Source organism: Photorhabdus aegyptia (genome assembly GCF_000612035.1).
Classification (GTDB): domain Bacteria; phylum Pseudomonadota; class Gammaproteobacteria; order Enterobacterales; family Enterobacteriaceae; genus Photorhabdus; species Photorhabdus akhurstii.
On the sequence record NZ_JFGV01000080.1, the window covers coordinates 1 to 22,744 of the forward strand.

Here is a 22,744-nt window from a genome sequence, read left to right on the forward strand (position 1 = left end):
CGCCTGTACGCCGACACCGAGGGGCCTGCCCTCATCTCTTGTGTTGCATAGCTGCACGGGGACTTACGTCCCCAGTGCATGCCTTCGTGGCACACAATCATCAGCATAACGCGTGTACGTTATACCCAAATTTTGGCATCCCTCGTTCATCTGACGATCAAATTCATAAAGACAGAAGTTTGATATTGCTGGCGATGACGGTGCGCCTACACTCAATATCAACCTGTTCTTGCTACGCTTTACAGGTTGCCAGAAAAGAATGCGCTCAACATAGGGCTTATCTTGGGTTGAGAATCGAGGAACCTGTTCTGAAGACATTTCAATGCACCGCCAAAAAATCGCTGGGGTGATTGAATTAAAAAAATCTTCAAGATCAGTTTTTAAAAGGTACTGGTTATTCGCGTGCGCGGAAGCATTATCACGTATGCTCTTTCCTTTCCTGTATGCTATAGATGATTCATGCACAGGGAAAAGATAAAGTTGCATAAATGCACGCTGAAACTCTTTCAGCCCCTTAGCTGGTTGCGCGATTATCCTGAACCCAGTGGTACGCTTGGGAATTCTGTAAACTTTGTACTTTCTCGGAGCATTTTCCAGAAACAACCTTACATCCGATTCACTCTGGTGTAATAACGTAGCTAATCCACTAATAACCGACATAACTTTACCTGTAAAAAGCCCGGCGATTAGGTTCTGCCGGGCTCGGCTCTTTACTGGAGGAAGCGAAAGTGTCGCAACCTGAAGGAGGAACGAGGGAACGAGTTCAGGTTGCGACACTTTCGCAACCCTTAATGCGTTCAATAAGTTAGAGTCTGGCTAATCACCCGACTAGACGTAAGACGTCCAACGCTAAAGAGTTTTTCAAGCTTATCTCACTCAGCCGCACTTAACAACTTTGTCTTAATCATGCGATTCAACGTGTTAACTGTATGTTGTCGCTGCATTTACACCGACAATAACACCGAACTTGAGTATTTCAGAAGGATGAAGAGAGAGTTGCTCTCATCTGTCGCTCAACTGCATCTTTTGACCATAATCCTGATTCAACCAAAGCACTACAAGCCATCGCTCTAAAACCATGTCCACAAACTTCCGTTTTAGTGTCATAACCTATCGTCCTTAAAGCAGCATTTATTGTGTTCTCACTCATTGGCTTATTTGGATTATGATCGCCCGGAAAGATTAACTCATTATCTCCAGATAATTTTTTTATCTGTTTCAGTAATTCAAGAGCTTGGTGAGATAAAGGTACAAGATGTACCGTTCGCATCTTCGAACCTCTATGAGAATGTTTAACACCATCAATAGGCTCTCTTTCTGCTGGAATTGTCCACAGTGCTTTATCCAGATCAACTTCTCTCCAGCGTGCAAAGCGGAGTTCACTGGAACGAATAAATATATATAGAGTCAGTCGGACAGCTAAAATAGTTAAGTGGCGTCCTTTATAATGTTCAAGACGAGTAAGAAAATCGGGTAGTCTTTCAAGAGGAAGAGCAGGACGATGAGTTGATTTACGTGTCGCCAACGCACCTTTGAGATCTTGAGCAGGATTGCGAGCGATCAAGCCATTTTGTACCGCATAGCGCATAATAGCAGTAATCCTTTGTTGTTATCTGGAAGCGAGTTCCAATCGGCCACTGCTTTCTATCTCTTTGAAAGGTGCCAACAGATCTTTGACTTCTAAAGTTGCAATACTTTTATTCCCAATCGCAGGGAAAACATTACGTCGGAGATCACCCAGTACTCGTTCTGAATGCATTGTTGACCAACGCTTATTACTACTGTGCCAATCTCTAGCCACTTTTTCAAAAGTTAAGGTTTCAGCAATCGCTTCTTGTTTTTCTACTTCTCTTTTTTTACTGGGATTGATGCCATTGCGAATCATTATCTTAATACTATCGCGTTGCTCTCTAGCTTTCCCCAGTGTTACTTGAGGATATACACCTAAAGCAATCCGGCTTTCTTTACCCGTAAACCGATATTTCAGATACCAGCGTTTTGAGCCACTAGGTTTAATGAGCAGATACAAACCTTGTACATCAGTAAGTTTGTATTCTTTTTCACGGGGCTTTGCCGCACGAGCTTCCATGTCTGTTAAAGCCATAATTTGGGGGTCAACTCATTATCGAAAAGAACTGCCCCCCAATTTGACCCCCAAATATCATGGATGTCAACGGATACGAATGGACAATTATAGACTCAAAAGCTAAGTAATTTATTGTTTTTTCAGGTAGTTACGGAAGTTTATGGATGTCTTTGGAAAGTCAAATGGTGCCGAAGGCCGGACTCGAACCGGCACACCCGAAGGCGGTTGATTTTGAATCAACTGCGTCTACCGATTTCGCCACTTCGGCACTGAAGTAGTATGCGGAAAACGAGGGCCATTATACCTGTCAGCGATCTGTTAGCAACTGTTATCCTTCTAACTTTGGTTTAAGTGTTGAAAAAAAGATCAAACCCATCTCTCAACACAAATGTATGTTCAATTACTGAACATAAAAGCTCTAAATAAACACACACAGCAATATCTTTTCCACCTGAAATAGCTCCTTCTCTACAATAACAGAGAAAAAACAACTCCCCCCGAGACAGTTTTTACAATCATCGTTAGCCGAACCACCTGACGCTGATAGACAACCTATAATCAACTTATATAATCTCAGCATGATAATTCACTATGAGGTAAATGGTTATGACGATTATTAGCTGGATTGGCGCCGGGATCTTTTTGGGCATTGTCATTGGTGCGTTGATGGCATTGTTTAAAAAGAATAAGTAGCCGTTGCTGGTTTCTCTATCCTGTTCCTGTATTCACCGGAAGTATGCCTGATTGGTCAATTCAAAATGAATAAACAGTTTTTTAAGATCTTCTCTGTTTCTACCATGATGTTGGCTCTCGCAGCCTGTTCTTCTTCTGATAAAATATATTCGGCAAAGTTTCTGCAACCGAAGAAACAACCATTGAAATGGGAAGTGTTCGAAGGAAATGCGAGAACTAAAAAGCTGGCTTCACAGTTGGTTGATCAGTATGCACAGGATATTTTCAACGGCAGCAATGCGCAAGGCATGGCGATGGTGGTGATTGATAATAATCAGACGGTTTACCGCAGTTTCGGTGAAACCCGTCCGGGAAGCGGCATCCGTCCGAAACCCGATTCAATCATTCGTATTGCCTCGCTAACTAAGTTGATGACCAGTGAAATTATGATCAAGCTCGAAGAGGATGAGGTTCTGCGCTCCACCGATCCGTTGCAGGATTATGGTTATTATGGTGTGAAAGTACCCCTGTATAGCCCTCTTCAACCTATCCGGTTATTCCACCTGGCAAGCCATACCAGTGGTTTACCTCGTGAGCAACCGGGAGGTAGATGGGGGCGTCCTGTTTTTGTCTGGCCTACACAAGCCAACCGCTGGACTTGGTTAAAGACAGCTCAATTAGACTCCGCACCAGGCACAACAGCATCTTATTCCAATCTGGCTTATGATTTATTGGCAGATGCGCTCTCTAAGGCTACAGGTAAGCCATACACCCGTTTGTTATACGATAAGATCACCGGCCCTTATTACATGAAAGACACTACACTGACACCAAACCGTTCTCAGTGTGCTCGTTTGATGGAAAGTTATAAGCCGAGTCCGTGTCTTAATACGATTGCTGCGGCAGGTAGTGGTGGAATCTATTCAACGCCAAAAGATATGCAACGTTGGATGCAACAATTTTTATCATCAGACAGTCAGTTACGTAAACAAACCGCCAGCCGCGAACAAGGTATTTATTTTAAGCGTTCCTCTCTGGCTTCAATTAAAGGGATGGATGTTGCCGGTCAGGCCGATGGCGTTGGCCTTGGATGGGTTTATATGAACGGCCGTGGTGATGTACCGGGTATTTATCAGAAAACCGGCGGCGGCGGTGGGTTCAATACGTATATGGCAATGATCCCCGAACAAAATATCGGCGTGTTTGTGGTGATCACTCGTAAACAACATAGCCAGTTCAGTAGCGTAACAACGGGGGTTAATCAACTGGTAACTGCATTGTCGAGGAATCACCACCAAGCTTGAGCCTTTTACATCTTAAAATCGAGATGCCCAAGATAGGGTTTCTTAGCCAAAAACCCTATCTCTATGGTTCCTCGATTTTTAAAAACTACTGTCTCTTAAGGAGTAAATAAATACTCACAATAAGGAACAATAAACTCGGTAATAGTGCCGCTAAAACCGCTGGCATGTTGTACACCAGGCTCAGTGGGCCAAAGATCTCATTAAGTACATAAAATAGGAAGCCAAAGGTTATCCCCGTTACTATCCTCACTCCCATCGGCACGCTACGCAGTGGCCCGAAGATGAATGAGAGTGCCATCAACATCATGACTGCAACTGAAAGTGGGGCAAATATCTTTTTCCACATATTCAGTTGATAACGTCCTGATTCCTGCTCACTCTGCTTAAGGTACTTGATGTACTGATATAAACCACTAATGGAAAGTGCTTCAGGCTCCAGCGCTACCACATTTAACTGTTCTGGCGTCAGGAGAATTTTCCAGTCAGCGGAAATACGTTGTGAGCCAGTGATTTTTTTGCTGTCTGTCAGATCAGATTCTTCCACCTGAGAAAGCTTCCACAGGTCGCTATCTTCATCATAAACCGCACTGGCGGCATACTTTACAGAGAGTAGTTTTTTATCATCACTAAAATGGTAGATATTGACGCCTTTAATCTCTGTATCACTCACAATCCGCTGGATGTAGATAAAATCGTCCCCATCTTTCGCCCACATACCTTTAGTTGTTGAAACCAGAGAACCACCAAGCATCTTCTGAGCCCGGTAATTACGCGCCATCTGTTCACCTTGTGGCGCGACCCATTCACCAATAACCATTGTCAGGATCACCAACGGAATAGCCGTTTTCATCACTGAACCAGCAATTTGCATACGGGTAAATCCAGCAGCCTGCATGACCACCAACTCACTACGGGTTGCCAGCGTACCAAGTCCCAATAAAGCGCCAAGCAAAGCGGCCATCGGGAAGAATATCTGAATATCTTTCGGTACACTTAACAAAGCATAAAGACCCGCGGAAATAGTAGTATATTCCCCCTGCCCCACTTTTCTTAGCTGATCAACAAACTTAATAATGCCGGAAAGTGATACCAGCATAAACAGCGTCATCAGAATAGTCTGTAGAATAGTCCGCCCGATATAACGATCCAATACACCAAACATCAGGCTACTCCTCTGTCTTTGAAACGCGCCCGAATCCTACGCATCGGCAAGGTATCCCAAATGTTGAGAACCAACGCCAGCGTCAAATAAGCTCCGTTAACTAACCACATCCAGATAAGGGGGTCCAATTTGCCTTTGCTACCGTTAGAACGCAGGGAACTTTGTAGTAAGAAGAAAATGAGATATAGCAGCATCGCTGGCAACATACTGAGTACCCGACCTTGACGAGGGTTTACCACACTCAAAGGTACAACCATCATGGCCATAATCAGTACCGAAAGCACCAGAGTCAGACGCCAATGGAACTCTGCGCGGGAATCTTTATCATCATCCTGCCATAACTGAACAATAGACTTCTGTTCAACTTTATTACTATCTACGATTGATGTCTGATGCCCAACAATTGCTTGATAATCACGGAATTCAGTGATCCTAAAATTACGCAACATGGCAGTACCTTCATAACGGGTGCCATGATTAAGGATAACTACCTGTTTGCCATCAGGCCGCTCCACCATATGACCACCATCAGAGATCACCACGGAAGGACGCTGGTTATCAACGGGACGAAGTTGGGCAAGGAATACGTTTTCAAATTTATTGCCATGCACGTTGCCAATATAGAGCACCAAATTACCATCGTCGGAAGGTTTGAACCTCCCTTCCATGATCGCCGCTAAACTTGGATTAGCTTTAGCATCAGCCACCACATGTTCTTGATATTTCGAGGACCACGGCATGAGCCAAATGACATTCACTGCCGCTAACGCGGAAGTTAACAACGCCAGAATAAGCGCCGAAACCACCAGCACACGCTTGCCTAAGCCACACGCATGCATAACAGTTATTTCACTTTCAGTATAGAGTTTACTGAAAGTCATCAATACCCCAAGAAACAGACTCAGGGGCAAAATCAACTGCGCCATTTCAGGCACACCTAATCCTAATAAGGATAAAACTAAGTTTGCCGGGACGTCCCCTTCCACTGCGGCACCCAAAACTTCTACTAACTTTTGACAGAAAAAGATGAGTAAAAGGATAAAAAGTATCGCAACTTGGCTTTTCAGGGTTTCCCGTACTAGATATCTAATGATGATCACGCTTATTACGCCTGTGAAAACTTGTCTTTTTGCAGGAAAATCGCTAACTTCATTGTATATATACCATTTATTATGTGCATCAGTTTGGCTTCCTCACTGCTAAAATGATATCGAAGCATTCCATATTCAGGTTCCCAATCAGAACATACTTATATAGTTAGCTAAACAATAACAAATAGTGGGTTTAGCTTAACATAAATAGTTAATTTTCTATGGGGTAGATTAATGCGGAACGCTATATTTTAGCGATAGCATCCGTCTTTGTCTTTAAGATTCAGGAGAACGCATGGAGTTTAGTGTAAAAAGCGGTAGCCCGGAGAAACAACGTAGTGCATGTATCATTGTCGGCGTTTTCGAACCTCGTCGCCTTTCCTCTATCGCTGAACAACTCGATAAAATAAGTGACGGTTACATCAGTGCATTGCTGCGTCGCGGTGAACTAGAAGGCAAAGTTGGTCAATCACTGCTGCTGCATCATGTTCCCAATGTGTTATCTGAGCGTATTCTGCTTATCGGCTGTGGTAAAGAGCGCGAATTGGATGAACGCCAGTATAAACAGATTATTCAGAAAACTATCAATACCCTCAATGAAACGGGTTCAATGGAAGCAGTTTGCTTCTTAACAGAACTGCATGTTAAAGGCCGCAATAATTATTGGAAGGTACGCCAAGCGGTGGAAACAGCGAAAGAGTCTCTCTATGTTTTCAACCAGCTAAAAAGTAATAAAAATGAGTTGCGCCGCCCACTGCGTAAGATGGTTTTCAATGTTCCGACCCGTCGGGAGCTAACCAGCGGTGAACGTGCAATCCAACACGGCCTTGCCATTGCTGCCGGTATCAAAGCGACCAAAGATCTTGGTAATATGCCACCCAATATCTGTAATGCAGCTTATCTGGCTTCTCAGGCACGCCAGCTCGCAGATTCTGCCAATAGCCATATTACAACAAAAGTGATTGGTGAAGAGCAGATGAAAGAGCTAGGCATGCATGCCTACCTGGCGGTTGGTCAAGGCTCTCAGAATGAATCTCTGATGTCAGTCATGGAATATAAAGGCAGTTCTGATAAAAATGCCAAACCCATCATTCTGGTTGGCAAGGGCCTGACTTTTGACTCCGGCGGTATTTCAATCAAATCTGCTGGCGGCATGGATGAGATGAAATACGATATGTGTGGGGCGGCAACGGTTTATGGCGTAATGCGTGTGGTTTCTGAGCTACAATTACCGCTCAATGTCATCGGCGTCATGGCAGGCTGCGAGAATATGCCGGGAGGTCGCGCTTACCGACCTGGAGATATTTTAACCACCCTATCTGGTCAGACTGTCGAAGTACTCAACACCGATGCCGAAGGCCGTCTGGTTCTGTGCGATGCGTTAACTTACGTTGAACGTTTTGATCCAGAATTGGTCATTGATATCGCTACACTAACCGGGGCTTGCATAACGGCGCTTGGTAACCATTACAGTGGATTGTTATCCAACCATAATCCACTGGCCCATGAGTTACTCAATGCCTCAGAACAATCCGGTGATCGCGCATGGCGTCTGCCAATGACTGACGAGTTCCTCGAGCAAATCGATTCTAACTTTGCCGATCTGGCGAATACCGGCGGCAGTGCGGGTGGTGCGATTACCGCAGCCTGTTTCCTGTCTCGCTTCGCAACAAAATATCACTGGGCGCATCTGGATATCGCGGGTACGGCCTGGCGTTCAGGTAAAGCAAAAGGCGCAACAGGTCGCCCGGTTGCACTGCTGTCACAATTCCTGTTAAATCGGGCGGGAAGTGCCGGTATCAATAACGACGATTGATTTGATTCCTCTCTTAGTTTATCAAAAGGGCATTTAACAATGCCCTTTCTCCGTAACAGAGACATTATGAAAAGTGCCACGTTTTATTTACTGGAACAGCCATCACCTCAGGCAGATTTGCAAGCTCACGAATGGCTGGCATGTCAATTTGCGGCCGACCAATGGCGAGCAGGAAAACGGGTGCTAATTGCCTGTGAAAACCAGCTACAGGCAGAAAAGTTAGATGAAGCCTTATGGCAACGGGAGCCTCATCAGTTCGTCCCACATAATCTTGCTGGTGAAGGGCCAAGATATGGTGCGCCGGTTGAGTTATGTTGGCCGCAAAAACGGGGAAATGCCCCTCGTGATATCTTAATAAATCTGTTGCCGCAATTTGCAGACTTTGCCACCGCTTTCCATGAAGTGATAGACTTCGTTCCTATAGATGAAAATTTGAAACAGTTAGCGCGTGAACGATATAAATCATATCGCAGCGTCGGCTTTAATTTGACCACGGCAACGCCGCCAACATACTAAGTATCAAGATAAAATGGAAAAAACACCCGCAACTCAAACGCAAGCCGAGCCATCTCTCGATAAAACGTACAATCCTAAAGAAATTGAACAGCCTCTTTATAACCATTGGGAGAAAAGTGGTTACTTCAAGCCGAACGGCGATACCAGCCGTGAGAGTTTCTGTATTGTTATCCCGCCGCCAAACGTGACCGGCAGCCTACATATGGGCCATGCGTTTCAGCAAACCATTATGGATACCATGATCCGCTATCAGCGGATGCAGGGTAAAAATACGTTGTGGCAGTCCGGTACTGACCACGCAGGTATTGCTACTCAAATGGTGGTTGAACGCAAGATCGCAGCAGAAGAAGGCAAAACCCGCCACGATTATGGCCGTGATGCGTTTATCGATAAGATCTGGCAGTGGAAAGCAGAATCCGGCGGCACGATTACCAATCAGATGCGTCGTCTGGGTAACTCCGTTGACTGGGAGCGCGAGCGTTTCACTATGGATGAAGGTCTGTCCAACGCCGTAAAAGAAGCCTTTGTCCGTCTGTATCAAGAGAATCTCATTTATCGGGGGAAACGGCTGGTTAACTGGGACCCGAAATTGCACACTGCAATTTCCGATCTGGAAGTTGAGAACCGTGAAGTGAAAGGTTCTATGTGGCATCTGCGTTATCCATTGGCCGATGGTGTCACGACCGCAGAAGGGAAAGATTATCTGATCGTTGCAACTACCCGGCCTGAAACGATGTTAGGCGATACCGGCGTGGCAGTTAACCCGGAAGATCCGCGTTACAAGGATTTAATCGGCAAAGAGATTATTCTGCCATTGGTTAACCGCCGCATTCCTATTGTCGGTGATGAACACGCGGATATGGAAAAAGGTACCGGTTGCGTAAAAATTACACCTGCCCATGACTTCAATGACTATGAAGTCGGTAAGCGCCATGCCCTGCCGATGATCAATATCATGACCCTTGATGGCAACATCCGTCATGCAGCCGAAGTTTTCGATACCAATGGCGAAATTTCTGATGTTTACAGCTCTGATATTCCGGTTGAATACCAAGGCATGGAACGTTTTGCGGCTCGTAAAGCGATGGTTGCTGAGTTCGAAAGACTGGGCCTATTGGTTGAAATTAAACCTCATGATCTGACTGTTCCTTATGGCGACCGCGGCGGTGTGGTTATTGAACCCATGCTGACTGATCAATGGTATGTCCGTACCGCGCCTCTGGCGAAAGTGGCTATCGAAGCCGTTGAAAATGGCGATATCCAGTTTGTACCTAAGCAGTATGAAAATATGTATTACTCCTGGATGCGCGATATTCAGGATTGGTGTATCTCTCGCCAATTATGGTGGGGCCACCGTATTCCAGCATGGTATGACGCCAACGGTAATGTTTATGTTGGTCGCAGTGAAGAAGAAGTCCGCCGTGAAAACAATCTAGGCGCAGACATCGCTTTAAACCAGGATGAAGATGTACTGGATACCTGGTTCTCTTCCGGTTTATGGACTTTCTCTACCCTTGGTTGGCCTGAACAAACCGAGGCGCTGAAAACTTTCCACCCAACCGATGTGTTGGTGAGCGGTTTTGATATCATCTTTTTCTGGATTGCTCGCATGATCATGATGACCATGCATTTCATCAAAGATGAAAATGGCAAACCTCAGGTTCCCTTTAAGACTGTCTACATGACCGGTCTTATCCGGGATGAAGAAGGTCAGAAGATGTCCAAATCCAAAGGGAATGTCATTGACCCACTGGACATGGTTGACGGTATTTCTCTGGAAGATCTGCTAGAAAAACGTACCGGCAATATGATGCAGCCACAGTTGGCCGAAAAAATCCGCAAACGTACCGAGAAGCAGTTCCCGGCAGGTATCGAAGCGCATGGTACCGATGCCCTACGCTTTACGTTAGCAGCGCTGGCCTCAACAGGTCGTGATATCAACTGGGATATGAAGCGCCTGCAAGGTTACCGTAATTTCTGTAACAAATTGTGGAATGCCAGCCGCTTTGTTCTAATGAATACAGAAGGTCAGGATTGCGGCCAAAATGGCGGTGAAATGGCACTATCACTGGCTGATCGTTGGATTCTGGCTGAATTTAACCAGACAGTAAAAGCTTACCGTGAAGCACTGGATACATATCGTTTTGATATGGCGGCCAATATTCTTTATGAGTTCACTTGGAACCAGTTCTGTGACTGGTATCTGGAGCTCTCTAAACCGGCAATTAACAAAGGTTCAGAGGCAGAAGTTCGTGGCGCCCGTCATACTCTGATCGAAGTTCTGGAAGGATTATTGCGCCTGGCTCACCCAATTATTCCATTTATCACTGAAACCATCTGGCAACGGGTGAAAGTGGTTAAAGGAATTGAAGCAGATACCATTATGCTGCAACCATTCCCTGAATTTGATCTAGCGAAAACTGATGAGTTGGCGCTGAACGATTTGGAATGGATTAAGGACGCAATTATTGCAGTACGTAATATCCGTGCTGAAATGAATATCGCACCGGGTAAGCCACTGGAAGTTCTGCTACGTAATGCCGATGCTGATGCACAACGCCGTGTAGCGGAAAACCTGAATTTTATTCAGGCAATGGGTCGCTTATCTTCCGTCACGCTTCTTTCTGCGGGTGAAGAAGCGCCGATTTCTGTCACTAAACTGATTAATGGCGCAGAAGTATTAATTCCAATGGCTGGCTTAGTGGATAAAGAGGCCGAACTAAGCCGTTTGAATAAAGAGATTGAGAAACTGGATAAAGAGATTGGCAGCATTGAAGGCAAGCTGTCAAATGAAGGTTTCGTCAGCCGTGCGCCCGAAGCTGTTGTCGCCAAAGAGCGTGAACGTCTGGCAAGCTGCAATACATCAAAAGAGAAGCTGCTGGCTCAGAAAGAAACGATTGCCGCGTTGTAATCTTTTCAAAAAGTAAATTCTCACCAAAGCCACTGCAATTCATTGTCAGTGGCTTTTTAATTTAAATAGTAAACGATAAAATTAATAATAAGATGTAAATTGAATCCATTCTATATCAATACCATCAAGAACATTGAAAATAACCATACCTATTTCCTTAACATGAGTGAATATTAATTTTTAAATTTATATATCTGAAATGACAATATTATATAATTTTATTTTATATATAAATCATTATAGTTAGCATATTATAGAGAGAGTAAAATCATATAAATACATTATTACACGCAAAAAGGTAAACAATAATGAAATTTTAGTCTAATTTAATATTCAATTATTTATTATTATGAATAATTTATTTCATTAAGCACTATCAAGGTAGCAATAAATTAATTTACTCATTTATAACAACCCGGAGAAATAGAATGAGAACAATTCTTACCCTATTATTGGCAAGTACTATCCAATTTGGCCTCGTACATTCCGCTAATGCAGAATCAACCCTTGATAAGATTAAATCCACCGGCACATTCAGAATAGCGACGGAAGGAGCTTATCCACCATTCACTTATCACGATGCCTCCGGTACTTTAACTGGCTTCGACGTCGACATTGGCCGTGAAATTGCACGCCGATTGAATGTCAAACCAACATTTATTGAGGGAAAATGGGACGGACTGATTGCCGGGTTAGATGCGGGACGTTCTGATGCAGTAATTAACCAAATTGCGATTACACCTGAGCGCAAGAAAAAATATGACTTCTCCATCCCCTATATCACATCGCAAGCGGTACTTATCATTAATAAAGATAACAATAACATAAGAACATTCAGCGATTTACAAGGCAAAACCTCAGCACATACTTTAACCAACAACTTCGCTCAAATAGCCAGAGATAACGGCGCAGAAATTATCGGCACGAATGGATTTAGTCAGGAAATCGAATTGGTTAGTACCGGCAGAGCCGATGCCACGATTAATGATAATCTATCTTATCTGGACTATAAGAAGCACAAACCAAACGCACCAGTAAAAATTGTCGCAACGAGCCCCAATGCAGGGCAGACAGCCGTTTTACTTCGTCAGGGAGAGTCAGAACTCAAAATTGCTATTGATAAAGCAATAACTGACATCAAAGCCGATGGTACCTATCAGCGTATCTGGGCTAACTATTTTGGTGATAATCCTTCCGAATAAGTGCAATATTCCCTTAACAGTTCCCTGGAAGTTAAAGACAAACTCTGTCCAGGGGACTTTATTATTAACCTTGTTGAATTAAGTAATTAGAAAATATTTTAACCAAACATTAGATATATTGATTTATATAAATCACTCTATATATCTAAAATGACAATATGATATAACTATATCTTATATATGTAAGTTGACAGCTTGCCATATGATATTTAAAAAAATCACTATAAATATATATACCCTATGGATTTCAAGATGCATCGCAACGGCAAAGCAGCGAATCCTTGGGAGCATAGATAACAATGTGACCGGGGTGAGTGAGTGCAGCCAACAAAGAGGCAACTTGAAAGATGACGGGTATAGTTATTACACACAATAGGGAAAATATATGGAACCCTCCTGGTTCAATTTAGTACTCGATTCTTTTTGGCCTATGCTTTATGCGGGCTTTACTTTCACTATTCCACTAACTCTCATTACTTTTACTCTCGGTATCATACTGGGTTTTATCGTAGCGCTTATCCGGCTTTATGGGCCAAAACCGCTTATTGCCGTCGCCAAATTCTACGTCTGGTTGATCCGTGGCACGCCGTTGCTGGTACAACTGTTTCTTATTTTTTACGCCTTACCTAGCGTCGGCATTACGTTAGGCGCATTCACCTCAGCGGTGATTGGTTTCACTTTGAATATTGGCGCCTATACTTCCGAGGTAATTCGCGCTACTTTATTGTCTGTACCAAAAGGGCAATGGGAAGCGGCTTATTCTATCGGTATGAGCTGGACACAATCATTACGTCGGATCATTCTACCTCAAGCCGCAAGAATCGCGATTCCACCACTCTCAAACACATTTATTTCACTGGTGAAAGATACTTCACTGGCCTCAGTTATCACCGTACCGGAGCTTTTCCTTGCCGCACAACGTATTGCTGCGGTGACTTATCAACCTCTCATTCTTTATACTGAGGCGGCAATACTTTATCTGATAATCAGTTCAGTGTTGTCATCACTACAAGCCCGTCTGGAAAAGAAGTTTTCGCAAAAGAGCGACACACAGGAATTAAAAGATGATCCAACTCTCCGGCATTGAAAAAAGTTTTGACGGGCACAAGGTCCTGAAAAAAATCGATCTCACCATTGAGGAAGGCAGCCTGACCGCGCTGATTGGCCCATCAGGAAGTGGCAAAAGCACGCTATTACGCTGCATCAACCTATTAGAAATTCCTCAAGCCGGGAAGCTCCAGATCGGCAATGAAAGTATGACCTTCACCGGCAAAGGGCGGATTGGCCACAAGGATATACAACGAATTCGCCAACAAACCGGCATGGTGTTTCAAAACTTTCAACTTTTCCCTCACCTCACAGTCATTGAAAACATTATGGAAGGGTTAATCTGGGTTCAGAAATGGTCACGTGAACAAGCTAAACAGCGAGCGCTTGAACTACTGGAAAAGGTTGATATGTCACACAAGGCCGATGTCTTTCCAACCACACTATCCGGTGGTCAGCAACAGCGCGTAGCCATTGCCCGAGCACTGGCGCCTTCGCCCAAAGTGTTATTATGCGACGAACCAACTTCCGCGCTTGATCCAGAATTATCACAGGAAGTTGTTGCCGTACTAAAGCAGTTAGCGAAAGAAGGAACCACAATGTTAATGGCTACCCATGATCTACGCTTGGCAGCTAACCTTGCCCACGATGTCATATTTTTAGAATCCGGGGAAATTGTCGAATCGGGAACGTCGAAAACGATTTTTACCCGCGCCCTTAAACAACGTACGGTAGAATTTGTTTCAACCTTAACCAATACTTTACCGGATTGGGAGATATAACCTACAGTTAAAATAACTTTGCCGTAATTGATCCAAGAATCAGTTGATGACCATCAAATAAATTTTTTAACAGTTTGGAGAAAGAAAATGAAAGCGTTGTTCACCACATTATTAGCGGGTATTATTCAATTCGGCATTGCATATTCTGCACATGCAGAGTCTGGCCTTGATAATATTAAATCAACAGGGGTATTCAAAATCGCTACCGAAGGAACTTACCCGCCATTTACCTATCACGATGCCTCAGGAGCTTTAACTGGATTTGATATTGATATTGGCCGCGAAATCGCACGACGTATGAATGTCAAAGCCGAGTTTACCGAAGGCAAATGGGATGGGCTTATTGCCGGGCTGGATGCTAAACGCTATGACGCGGTACTCAATCAGGTCGCTATTACGCCAGAACGCCAAAAGAAATATGACTTTTCCGCACCGTATATCATATCTAAAGCCGTACTTATCACCCGGAAAAATAATGACAATATAAAAACGTTTAGCGATCTGAAAGGTAAAACCTCCAGCCATAGCTTAACCAGCAATTATGCCCGGTTGGCAAAACGTTTCGGTGCGGAAATCGTTCCTACCGAAGGATTTAATCAGTCCATCGATCTGGTTGCTACAGGCAGAGCTGATGCCACTATCAACGATAATCTGTCCTATCTCGATTTTAGGAAACACAAACCCAATGCACCGGTAAAAGTTGTCGCGACCGAACCCAATGGCGATCCAGTCGGTGTGCTAATTCGTAAAGGTGAACCGGAACTACAAGCCGCTATCGATAAAGCACTAGCCGATATCAAAGCCGATGGCACCTATCTACGCATTTCCACTCAGTATTTCGGTACCGATGTTTCCAAATAAGAAAATAACCGCCTCTGCTTGCAAGAGGTGGTTTTCTCTTAATAGTTGCATAGCAATGACATAGCTTAGAATAGCTACTTAATATATGAGTCGTGAAAATTAACACAGAATTCTGAATGCATTCTGCTATCCATGAGAACAATCAGAATTCTGCACTTTCCCTTAATTAAATTAGTTTAAATTTCACCACCTTTTTAGCATCTATATAGAAACGCAACGTCTTGTTCCCTCCTCCTGAGCTTTCACCTTCTACATCCTTTGCATTTTTATAGCTGAAAATCTTACCCTTATGATACTTTATTTGATCCTTACCTGGAGGATTTTTAAAGTCTTGAAAAAACCAAATAATTTCTGGCTCACCATCTATCGTTATACGAATAGCCTTTTTACTCTCATCCTGCGCCCCAATCCACGGTACCCAGAGATCACCTACCCATTCAGAATTAATATTAACAGTATGCGTTTTGTTATTATCTTCGCCTACCACAACATAGATTTTCTTTTGGGTATTATTAATAATTTTCCTAATATTACTTACATTAGCCATTTGAAATACCTTCTTTAAATTAATACTATTTTATTGACGTAATTAAGATCAATATATAAGACCTTTCCATTAAGTTGCTAATATAGAGTAAAAAACCATGTCAATCATATGAATATATCCTAATAATCAATTACATCCATTTCCGATTAAATTAACACTTTTACACCATTTACCAGCATCTGTACTATAAATGATAGAAATAATTATCTGAAATTTCTTTTATATAAGAGAATTGATGGTAATAGAAATAACCACTATCCTGCTGTCATATTGGAGTCATAATAGTAAAATAGCCTTATTTATTATCAGACAAAGAGAATATACAAAAGAATAATTTTTTCCAATGTCATAATTAACACCCCAAACTCTTATCCACACATCAATTAAATATCCGCGTACAAATCTTCAATATCACAGATATAACCGACAAGGTGAGATAATAACTTAATTATATGAATATAAAATAATTTTTCGTCACCCTACCATTCTATTCACATCTATGGAAATACTAATTCTCATACTGTCAATTTCAAAAATTATCATACTGTTCTGTTAAAGATTTTACTCATTCCATAGTAAAGTCTCAGGTCATTACTATTAAACTAGCTAACAGACTAAAACAGCATAAGGAGCTGCAATATGAGTCATTACAATTCTGCAATTAACCGAAATACTCCATCTGTCAGCGTACGAGATAATCGAGGGTTAAATATCCGTACGCTGGAATATCTGCGTACTCAAGCCAATGAAACCAATAGCAACGAATTGATCACTCGCTATGAATTTAATATTCAAGGATTTCAAGTAAAAAGCACGGACCCACGTAGATATAAAAATCAGAGCGGTTCAAACTTCACTCGTACCTTTAGTCTCGCTGGTAATACGCTGCGTGAAGAAAGTATCGATGCCGGCCGAACAGTTACATTAAACGATATCGAAGGACGCCCAGTACTGACCATCAATGCAACAGGCGTTCGTCAAACTCATCACTATGAAGGTAATACCTTGCCCGGCCGCTTGCTGGCTGTCACCGAGTCAATACAAAAGAACGAGAAAACTACGGAACGTCTTATTTGGGCAAACAATACCGATGCAGAGAAAAACCAGAATCTCGCCGGGCAATGTATACGCCATTATGACACGGCGGGATTGGTACAATTGGAAAGTTTGTCCTTAACCGGCGCAGTTTTATCACAATCCCGTCAATTAATAGCCGACGATCAGGAAGTTGATTGGCGCGGTGATGATGAAAATAGTTGGCGTACAAAACTGAATGACAACATATTCACTACTCAAAATAAAACTGATGCCATTGGTGCTCTGCTAACCCAAATCGATGCCAAAGGAAATATACAGCGGCTGGCCTATGATGTAGCAGGCCAATTGAAATGTAGCTGGTTAACATTAAAAGGCCAATCCGAAAAAGTTATTGTGCAATCTATTACCTGGTCAGCAGCCGGACAGAAATTACGAGAAGAACATGGTAATGGCGTTATTACGGAATATACCTATGAACCAGAGACTCAACGATTAATTAACATTAAAACTCGCCGGACTAAAGATAGTACAAAACCACTACAGGATTTACGTTATGAATATGATCCTGTTGGCAATGTGATCAATATTCGTAATGATGCAGAAGCAACCCGATTCTGGCGTAATCAGAAAATAATACCGGAAAATGCGTATACCTATGATTCTCTGTACCAACTCATCAAAGTAACCGGCCGCGAGATGGCTAACATTGGTCAGCAAGGAAGCCAGCTCCCCCCTTTAATTACCCCTCTTCCTACCGATGACAATACCTATACTAACTATACTCGCACTTATACCTACGACGATAGCGGCAACCTGACACAAATCCGGCATAGCGCTCCGGCAAGTAACAATAACTACACCACAGATATCACCATTTCAAACCGCAATAACCGTGGTGTCCTCAGTACCCTCACCAACGATCCCAATCTCGTTGATGCATTCTTTGATGCAGGTGGTCATCAAACCAGTCTGTTATCAGGACAATCCTTAAACTGGACACCACAGGGAGAACTACAACAAGTGAACCAAAGTGGTAACAGCGCGCGCGAATGGTACCGCTATGACAGTGATGGAATGCGGCTATTGAAAATAAATGAACAGCAAACACCCAATGCCACGCAACAACAACGAGTCACTTACCTGCCAGGGTTGGAATTACATACCACTCAAAGCGGCGCCAATATCACCGAAGACTTGCAAGTTATTGCTGTCGGGCAAGCAGGAAGAACACAAGTACGCGTTCTACACTGGGAAAAAGGCCAACCCACTGGCATAGATAACGATCAAGTCAGATACAGCTACGATAATCTTACACACAGCAGCGAATTAGAACTGGATATGCACGGGGAAATTATCAGTTGGGAAGAGTATTACCCCTATGGCGGCACCGCAATATGGGCGGCAAGAAATCAGGTTGAAGCTGGTTACAAAACCATTCGTTATTCAGGCAAAGAGCGTGATGCAACAGGACTGTACTATTACGGCTACCGTTATTATCAACCGTGGGCCGGTAGATGGTTAAGCGCTGACCCGGCTGGAACAGTAGATGGCCTGAATTTATACCGTATGGTAAGAAATAATCCAATGACTGGCATAGATGAAGATGGACGTATATTTAAAACCGTAGCAACAGGCGCATTAGGCGTTGGCGGTATAGCATACGAACTTTACAAACATAAAAATCAACAAGCTGAAAGACCTCAGATGCCATCTCCTGCTTCTGAATCCTATGGTGATCAACAAGTCAGCAAAATCACCCAAAAAGCGAGTGCTTTAAAAGCAAACTATGACCCGATGAAGCAGATGGCCCATAACATAGCGGGACGCAAAGAAGCCGCAGAACATCTCGCGCAGGGACAAGTCCCTGGCGCTCAAGCAATAAAAGAAGGGGCAAGTTTAGTCGCGGCTGCCGGAGAATTTGCCGCGGCTGGCAATATAGGTGAACTAAACAAAACTGAGCTAACAAAAGCCGCCGGCACCGACGCAATTAATAATTTTAGCCTCACCTTCGACGGTATAAAAAAGGTATTTAAGGCAGGTGCGGCTACTGCTACCGTCACCCCAGAAAAATTGGAAGAGCTGCAAAAAGCAACTGATGATTTAAAAGAGGTCGCAACAGATACGCTAATTACCGGGGCATCGCTGGGTGCAACGGTCGGCGCCACACTGGATACAGCCGCCGCAGTCGTACCACACCCGGTAGCCAAAGTGGCGTTCAAAGGTCTGTCATTCGCGTGGAAAGTGACCGGCGTTGTTCACACCGCAGAAGAATTAAGCAATCTTGCAGAAAAACATAAGGATCTGGTTTCTAATGAGCTAGGGCAAGAATTAAAAAGGGAAGTCACCGAAGCAAACCAAATTAGGAGGGGAACCATTCTTTCAAAAGTCAGAGAACACGGTTTGATAAAATAGTCTATTAAATGCAATAGTCCTTATTCGCCAAAGCAGATAAGGACTATTTTGTTTTGAATCACATGTATCAATCACGACCAGAGCTAATACAGGATTCTTAACATATTGATCATACTAATGAAGTCTACTCTCACCCTGCTCCGGCAAATCATCTTCATCTTGCTCATCAGGATCTTCGAAGTAAGTGCCCCAACCATCATAATTAATGCCAATTTTTTCAGCCAGATTCACCAACTGTTCAACCTGGGCATCAATCAGTTCTGCATTCAATCCACACTCACTGATAACATCACAACACATCAGAATCGTACCATCTTCGACTTCCAATTCTTCTGCATCAGTCACTTCATAACCCAGTTTAAAGGCTTCAACCGCAGCCTTTTCCAACAGGCTAAAGTCCTCAGCAGAAAAGTGATGTTCAATGGCATAAAGTGCATCAGGATCACTACCATCTTCCAGTAATTCTTCAATAATAAGGCGCGTTTCTTCGCGTTGTTCTTCTAAGTCTCTTTGATTTGCCATACCAAATATCCTCAAGCAGTTGGCCGTCCCAATACTCATTCTCCCACACCACAGGCGGGCTAACCACTGTTTACATCAAAGAAATCTAATACGGAGTTGAAATTGCATTTTTATAGATATAGATTGAATTTAAATGCAAACAATAAATACGGAGACACCAAACAATGAATCCGTTCCACCAGCGTCATTTCTTAAGGTTACTTGATTTTTCCTCAGCAGAAATTCATGCCTTGCTAAAGCTAGCTGCTGAATTAAAATCGACTAAAAAATCTGGTACAGAAAAAGCCCTGTTAACAGGCAAAAACATCGTGCTGATTTTTGAAAAAGATTCCACCCGTACCCGCTGTTCATTTGAAGTGGCAGCTTACGATCAAGGGGCAAATATCACCTACCTCGGCTCCAGTGGTAACCAGATTGGTCATAAAGAATCGATCAAAGATACCGCTCGTATACTTGGCCGTATGTATGACGGTATTCAATATCGCGGCTATGCCCAGACAATCGTTGAATCACTGGCAAAATATGCCGGTGTTCCGGTATGGAATGGACTAACAGATGAATTTCACCCTACTCAGCTACTGGCAGATCTGCTAACTATTCAGGAACATCAACCAGAGAAACCATTGTCAGAAATCAAATTCGCCTACTTGGGGGATGCCCGTAACAATATGGGTAATACCATGCTAGAAGCCGCGGCACTAATGGGCATGGATGTTCGATTGATTGCCCCTGAAAAGTACTGGCCCAATGCCGCGCTGGTTACTGAATGTCAGAAACTGGCTGAAAAAACAGGAGGTAAAATTACTCTGACGGAAAATATAGCCGAAGGGGTTAAAAATACTGATTTTCTTTATACCGATGTCTGGGTTTCTATGGGCGAGCCAAAAGAAGTTTGGCAACAACGAATTAACCTCTTGAAACCTTATCAAGTGAATATGGATGTGGTGAACATGACAGGCAATCCACAGGTAAAATTCCTGCACTGTCTGCCGGCATTTCATGATGAAGAAACGATATTAGGCAAACAGCTCGCGGCTGAATTTAATATGTATGGAGGGCTGGAGGTTACCAATGAAGTTTTTGAATCAGAGCACAGTATTGTGTTTGATCAAGGAGAAAATCGCCTGCATACCATTAAAGCGGTAATGGTGGCAACATTAGCAAATGATCTTAAAATTTAATTAGTTGAGATATCGGCAGGATTATGTCTTTAAAGATATGATCCTGCCAATCTTATTTTTCTTCGGTCAAATAGTTGCTGTAAGATTTTTCACGAGTATAATGCGCCACAATTTGCCGGGAGAAATCATGAAAGACAGCGCTTATTTTTGTCATCAAGCACAACTGCCTGAAAGAGGGCAGCTAGCCGTCATTGTTTTCCCGTTGCTAAACCAATCATTTAACGCCCCTCAATGAGGGGCTTTTTTTTGCCCGGTAATCAATTCATGATCGCCACCCCGGATGTCAGCATTAGAGGAGAGTGAAAAATGGCTAATCCGTTATATCGCAAACATATCATCTCAATAAATGATCTGAGCCGCGAAGATCTGGAATTGGTGTTGCAGACTGCTGCCGCACTGAAAGCCAGACCACAACCTGAATTGCTGAAGCCCAAGGTTATCGCCAGTTGTTTCTTCGAAGCCTCCACCCGTACTCGCCTCTCTTTCGAAACAGCAATCCAACGCCTTGGCGCTTCAGTTGTCGGTTTCTCAGACAGCAGTAACACCTCTCTCGGTAAGAAAGGTGAAACGCTAGCCGATACTATTTCCGTTATCAGCCAATATGTTGACGCCATCGTGATACGCCATCCACAGGAAGGCGCCCCACGTCTGGCTTCTGAGTTTTCCGGCCACACTCCGATTATCAATGCCGGTGACGGCGCCAATCAACATCCGACTCAAACCTTGCTGGATCTGTTCACTATTCAGGAAACTCAGCAACGGCTGGATAGTCTGAATATCGCTATGGTTGGTGATCTGAAATATGGCCGCACTGTCCACTCGCTATCACAAGCGCTGGCGAAATTTAATGGTAATCACTTTTATTTTATCGCCCCAGAAGCATTGGCAATGCCAAACCATATTCTGCATATGCTGAATGAAAAAGGTGCGACCTATAGCCAACACGCTAATATTGAAGAAGTATTACCGGAACTAGATATTCTTTATATGACTCGCGTACAAAAAGAGCGCCTTGATCCATCCGAATATGCCAACGTAAAAGCACAATTTGTTCTGCGCGCCTCCGATCTGATCGGAGCGAAAGAGAACCTTAAAGTTCTGCATCCGTTGCCACGTATTGATGAAATTACTGTCGATGTAGATAAAACACCCTATGCCTATTATTTCCAACAGGCAGAAAATGGTATTTATGCTCGTCAGGCGCTATTATCTTTAGTTTTAAATGAATGATTAAAATAGAGAAAGTACTTTTTTATCCACAAATATAATGGGTTATTATTTTCTTTTGGAATAGCGATTAATCAGTCTGTTTACCACCTTCGGTATCAAAAACAAATTCGATGCGGCGCCAAAATACGTCTTGCCCAGTCAGTGAGCAAGACCGTATTTCCGGACAGTAAAGCACATAAAAACCGTCACTTTTGTCTACTCGCTGCCCGGTTCCCTCCTTTGACAACAAAGGAGGGAAAGTAAAATAATCTAATGAAATAAAATTATAATTTTTGGGGCTGTCCTAGATAAGTAATTTGATCTAGGATATCCAAATGAGAAAAAGTCGGATTAGCCAATACAAGCAAAAACGTCTTCAGGAGCT

Annotated in this window: 16 protein-coding genes, 1 tRNA gene and 1 pseudogene; 11 read left to right on the forward strand and 7 right to left on the reverse strand. The window is 43.2% G+C overall.

Going from position 1 to position 22,744, the window contains the following annotated elements:
• Window positions 1-63: 63 nt before the first annotated feature.
• The 3 genes and pseudogenes from BA1DRAFT_RS19120 to BA1DRAFT_RS19130 all read right to left on the reverse strand — a co-directional run bounded on the left by BA1DRAFT_RS19120 (window position 64) and on the right by BA1DRAFT_RS19130 (window position 2,354).
• Window positions 64-777 carry a reverse transcriptase domain-containing protein gene (locus BA1DRAFT_RS19120; RefSeq protein ID WP_235201172.1) on the reverse strand — a complete coding sequence of 238 codons (714 nt, stop codon included), beginning with the start codon at window positions 775-777 and terminating at the stop codon, window positions 64-66.
• Window positions 778-1,003: 226 nt separating this feature from the next.
• Window positions 1,004-2,104, reverse strand: a pseudogene (locus BA1DRAFT_RS22780) (tyrosine-type recombinase/integrase); the annotation flags it as partial.
• Between the two features lie 165 nt (window positions 2,105-2,269).
• Window positions 2,270-2,354: transfer RNA gene (locus tag BA1DRAFT_RS19130), tRNA-Leu, on the reverse strand.
• Between the two features lie 490 nt (window positions 2,355-2,844).
• On the opposite strand from BA1DRAFT_RS19130, the gene ampH reads away from it, so the two are divergent.
• On the forward strand, window positions 2,845-4,062 hold the full coding sequence (gene ampH / locus BA1DRAFT_RS19135; protein ID WP_036782436.1) for a D-alanyl-D-alanine-carboxypeptidase/endopeptidase AmpH: 1,218 nt from the start codon (window positions 2,845-2,847) through the stop codon (window positions 4,060-4,062).
• Between the two features lie 85 nt (window positions 4,063-4,147).
• On the opposite strand, the gene lptG is transcribed toward ampH, so the two are convergent.
• Window positions 4,148-5,224 (reverse strand): LPS export ABC transporter permease LptG, encoded by a 1,077-nt coding sequence (gene lptG / locus BA1DRAFT_RS19140; protein WP_036782439.1) that lies wholly within the window; start codon window positions 5,222-5,224, stop codon window positions 4,148-4,150.
• Entirely contained in the window at window positions 5,224-6,324 is a 1,101-nt protein-coding gene (lptF, locus tag BA1DRAFT_RS19145) for an LPS export ABC transporter permease LptF (RefSeq protein WP_036782442.1), read from the reverse strand. Before lptF ends, lptG begins: the two co-directional genes overlap by 1 nt.
• Window positions 6,325-6,610: 286 nt before the next feature.
• Here lptF and pepA point away from each other — a divergent pair, with 286 nt between their 5' ends.
• The 7 genes from pepA (at window position 6,611) to BA1DRAFT_RS19180 (ending at window position 15,450) form a co-directional block, all read left to right on the forward strand.
• A complete protein-coding gene (pepA, locus tag BA1DRAFT_RS19150; protein ID WP_036782446.1) occupies window positions 6,611-8,131 on the forward strand; it encodes a leucyl aminopeptidase in 1,521 nt (506 codons plus the stop codon).
• A 66-nt stretch (window positions 8,132-8,197) separates the two neighbouring features.
• Window positions 8,198-8,647, forward strand: a complete 450-nt coding sequence (locus BA1DRAFT_RS19155; protein WP_036782450.1) for a DNA polymerase III subunit chi — start codon at window positions 8,198-8,200, stop codon at window positions 8,645-8,647.
• A 13-nt stretch (window positions 8,648-8,660) separates the two neighbouring features.
• A complete protein-coding gene (locus BA1DRAFT_RS19160) occupies window positions 8,661-11,558 on the forward strand; it encodes a valine--tRNA ligase (RefSeq protein WP_036782454.1) in 2,898 nt (965 codons plus the stop codon).
• A gap of 428 nt (window positions 11,559-11,986) precedes the next feature.
• Window positions 11,987-12,760 (forward strand): amino acid ABC transporter substrate-binding protein, encoded by a 774-nt coding sequence (locus BA1DRAFT_RS19165; RefSeq protein WP_036782457.1) that lies wholly within the window; start codon window positions 11,987-11,989, stop codon window positions 12,758-12,760.
• A 385-nt stretch (window positions 12,761-13,145) separates the two neighbouring features.
• Complete coding sequence (locus BA1DRAFT_RS19170) at window positions 13,146-13,847, forward strand: amino acid ABC transporter permease (protein ID WP_036782460.1); 702 nt, start codon at window positions 13,146-13,148, stop codon at window positions 13,845-13,847.
• A complete protein-coding gene (locus BA1DRAFT_RS19175; protein ID WP_036782462.1) occupies window positions 13,825-14,589 on the forward strand; it encodes an amino acid ABC transporter ATP-binding protein in 765 nt (254 codons plus the stop codon). Before BA1DRAFT_RS19170 ends, BA1DRAFT_RS19175 begins: the two co-directional genes overlap by 23 nt.
• Before the next feature lie 87 nt (window positions 14,590-14,676).
• Window positions 14,677-15,450 carry an amino acid ABC transporter substrate-binding protein gene (locus BA1DRAFT_RS19180; RefSeq protein ID WP_036782465.1) on the forward strand — a complete coding sequence of 258 codons (774 nt, stop codon included), beginning with the start codon at window positions 14,677-14,679 and terminating at the stop codon, window positions 15,448-15,450.
• Window positions 15,451-15,616: 166 nt separating this feature from the next.
• On the opposite strand, the gene BA1DRAFT_RS19185 is transcribed toward BA1DRAFT_RS19180, so the two are convergent.
• Window positions 15,617-15,997 carry a hypothetical protein gene (locus BA1DRAFT_RS19185; RefSeq protein ID WP_044467104.1) on the reverse strand — a complete coding sequence of 127 codons (381 nt, stop codon included), beginning with the start codon at window positions 15,995-15,997 and terminating at the stop codon, window positions 15,617-15,619.
• Between the two features lie 639 nt (window positions 15,998-16,636).
• Between BA1DRAFT_RS19185 and BA1DRAFT_RS19190 the strand changes: the two genes are divergently transcribed.
• Window positions 16,637-19,447: an RHS repeat-associated core domain-containing protein gene (locus tag BA1DRAFT_RS19190; RefSeq protein WP_036782470.1), complete on the forward strand. Its 2,811-nt coding sequence runs from the start codon at window positions 16,637-16,639 to the stop codon at window positions 19,445-19,447.
• Window positions 19,448-19,561: 114 nt separating this feature from the next.
• Here BA1DRAFT_RS19190 and rraB read toward each other — a convergent pair whose 3' ends face one another.
• Entirely contained in the window at window positions 19,562-19,969 is a 408-nt protein-coding gene (rraB, locus tag BA1DRAFT_RS19195) for a ribonuclease E inhibitor RraB (RefSeq protein ID WP_011148570.1), read from the reverse strand.
• Window positions 19,970-20,133: 164 nt separating this feature from the next.
• On the opposite strand from rraB, the gene argF reads away from it, so the two are divergent.
• Together argF and pyrB are read left to right on the forward strand one after the other, a co-directional pair.
• A complete protein-coding gene (gene argF / locus BA1DRAFT_RS19200; protein WP_036782473.1) occupies window positions 20,134-21,150 on the forward strand; it encodes an ornithine carbamoyltransferase in 1,017 nt (338 codons plus the stop codon).
• Window positions 21,151-21,456: 306 nt separating this feature from the next.
• Window positions 21,457-22,380 (forward strand): aspartate carbamoyltransferase, encoded by a 924-nt coding sequence (pyrB, locus tag BA1DRAFT_RS19210; protein WP_036782479.1) that lies wholly within the window; start codon window positions 21,457-21,459, stop codon window positions 22,378-22,380.
• The last annotated feature ends 364 nt before the right edge of the window (window positions 22,381-22,744 follow it).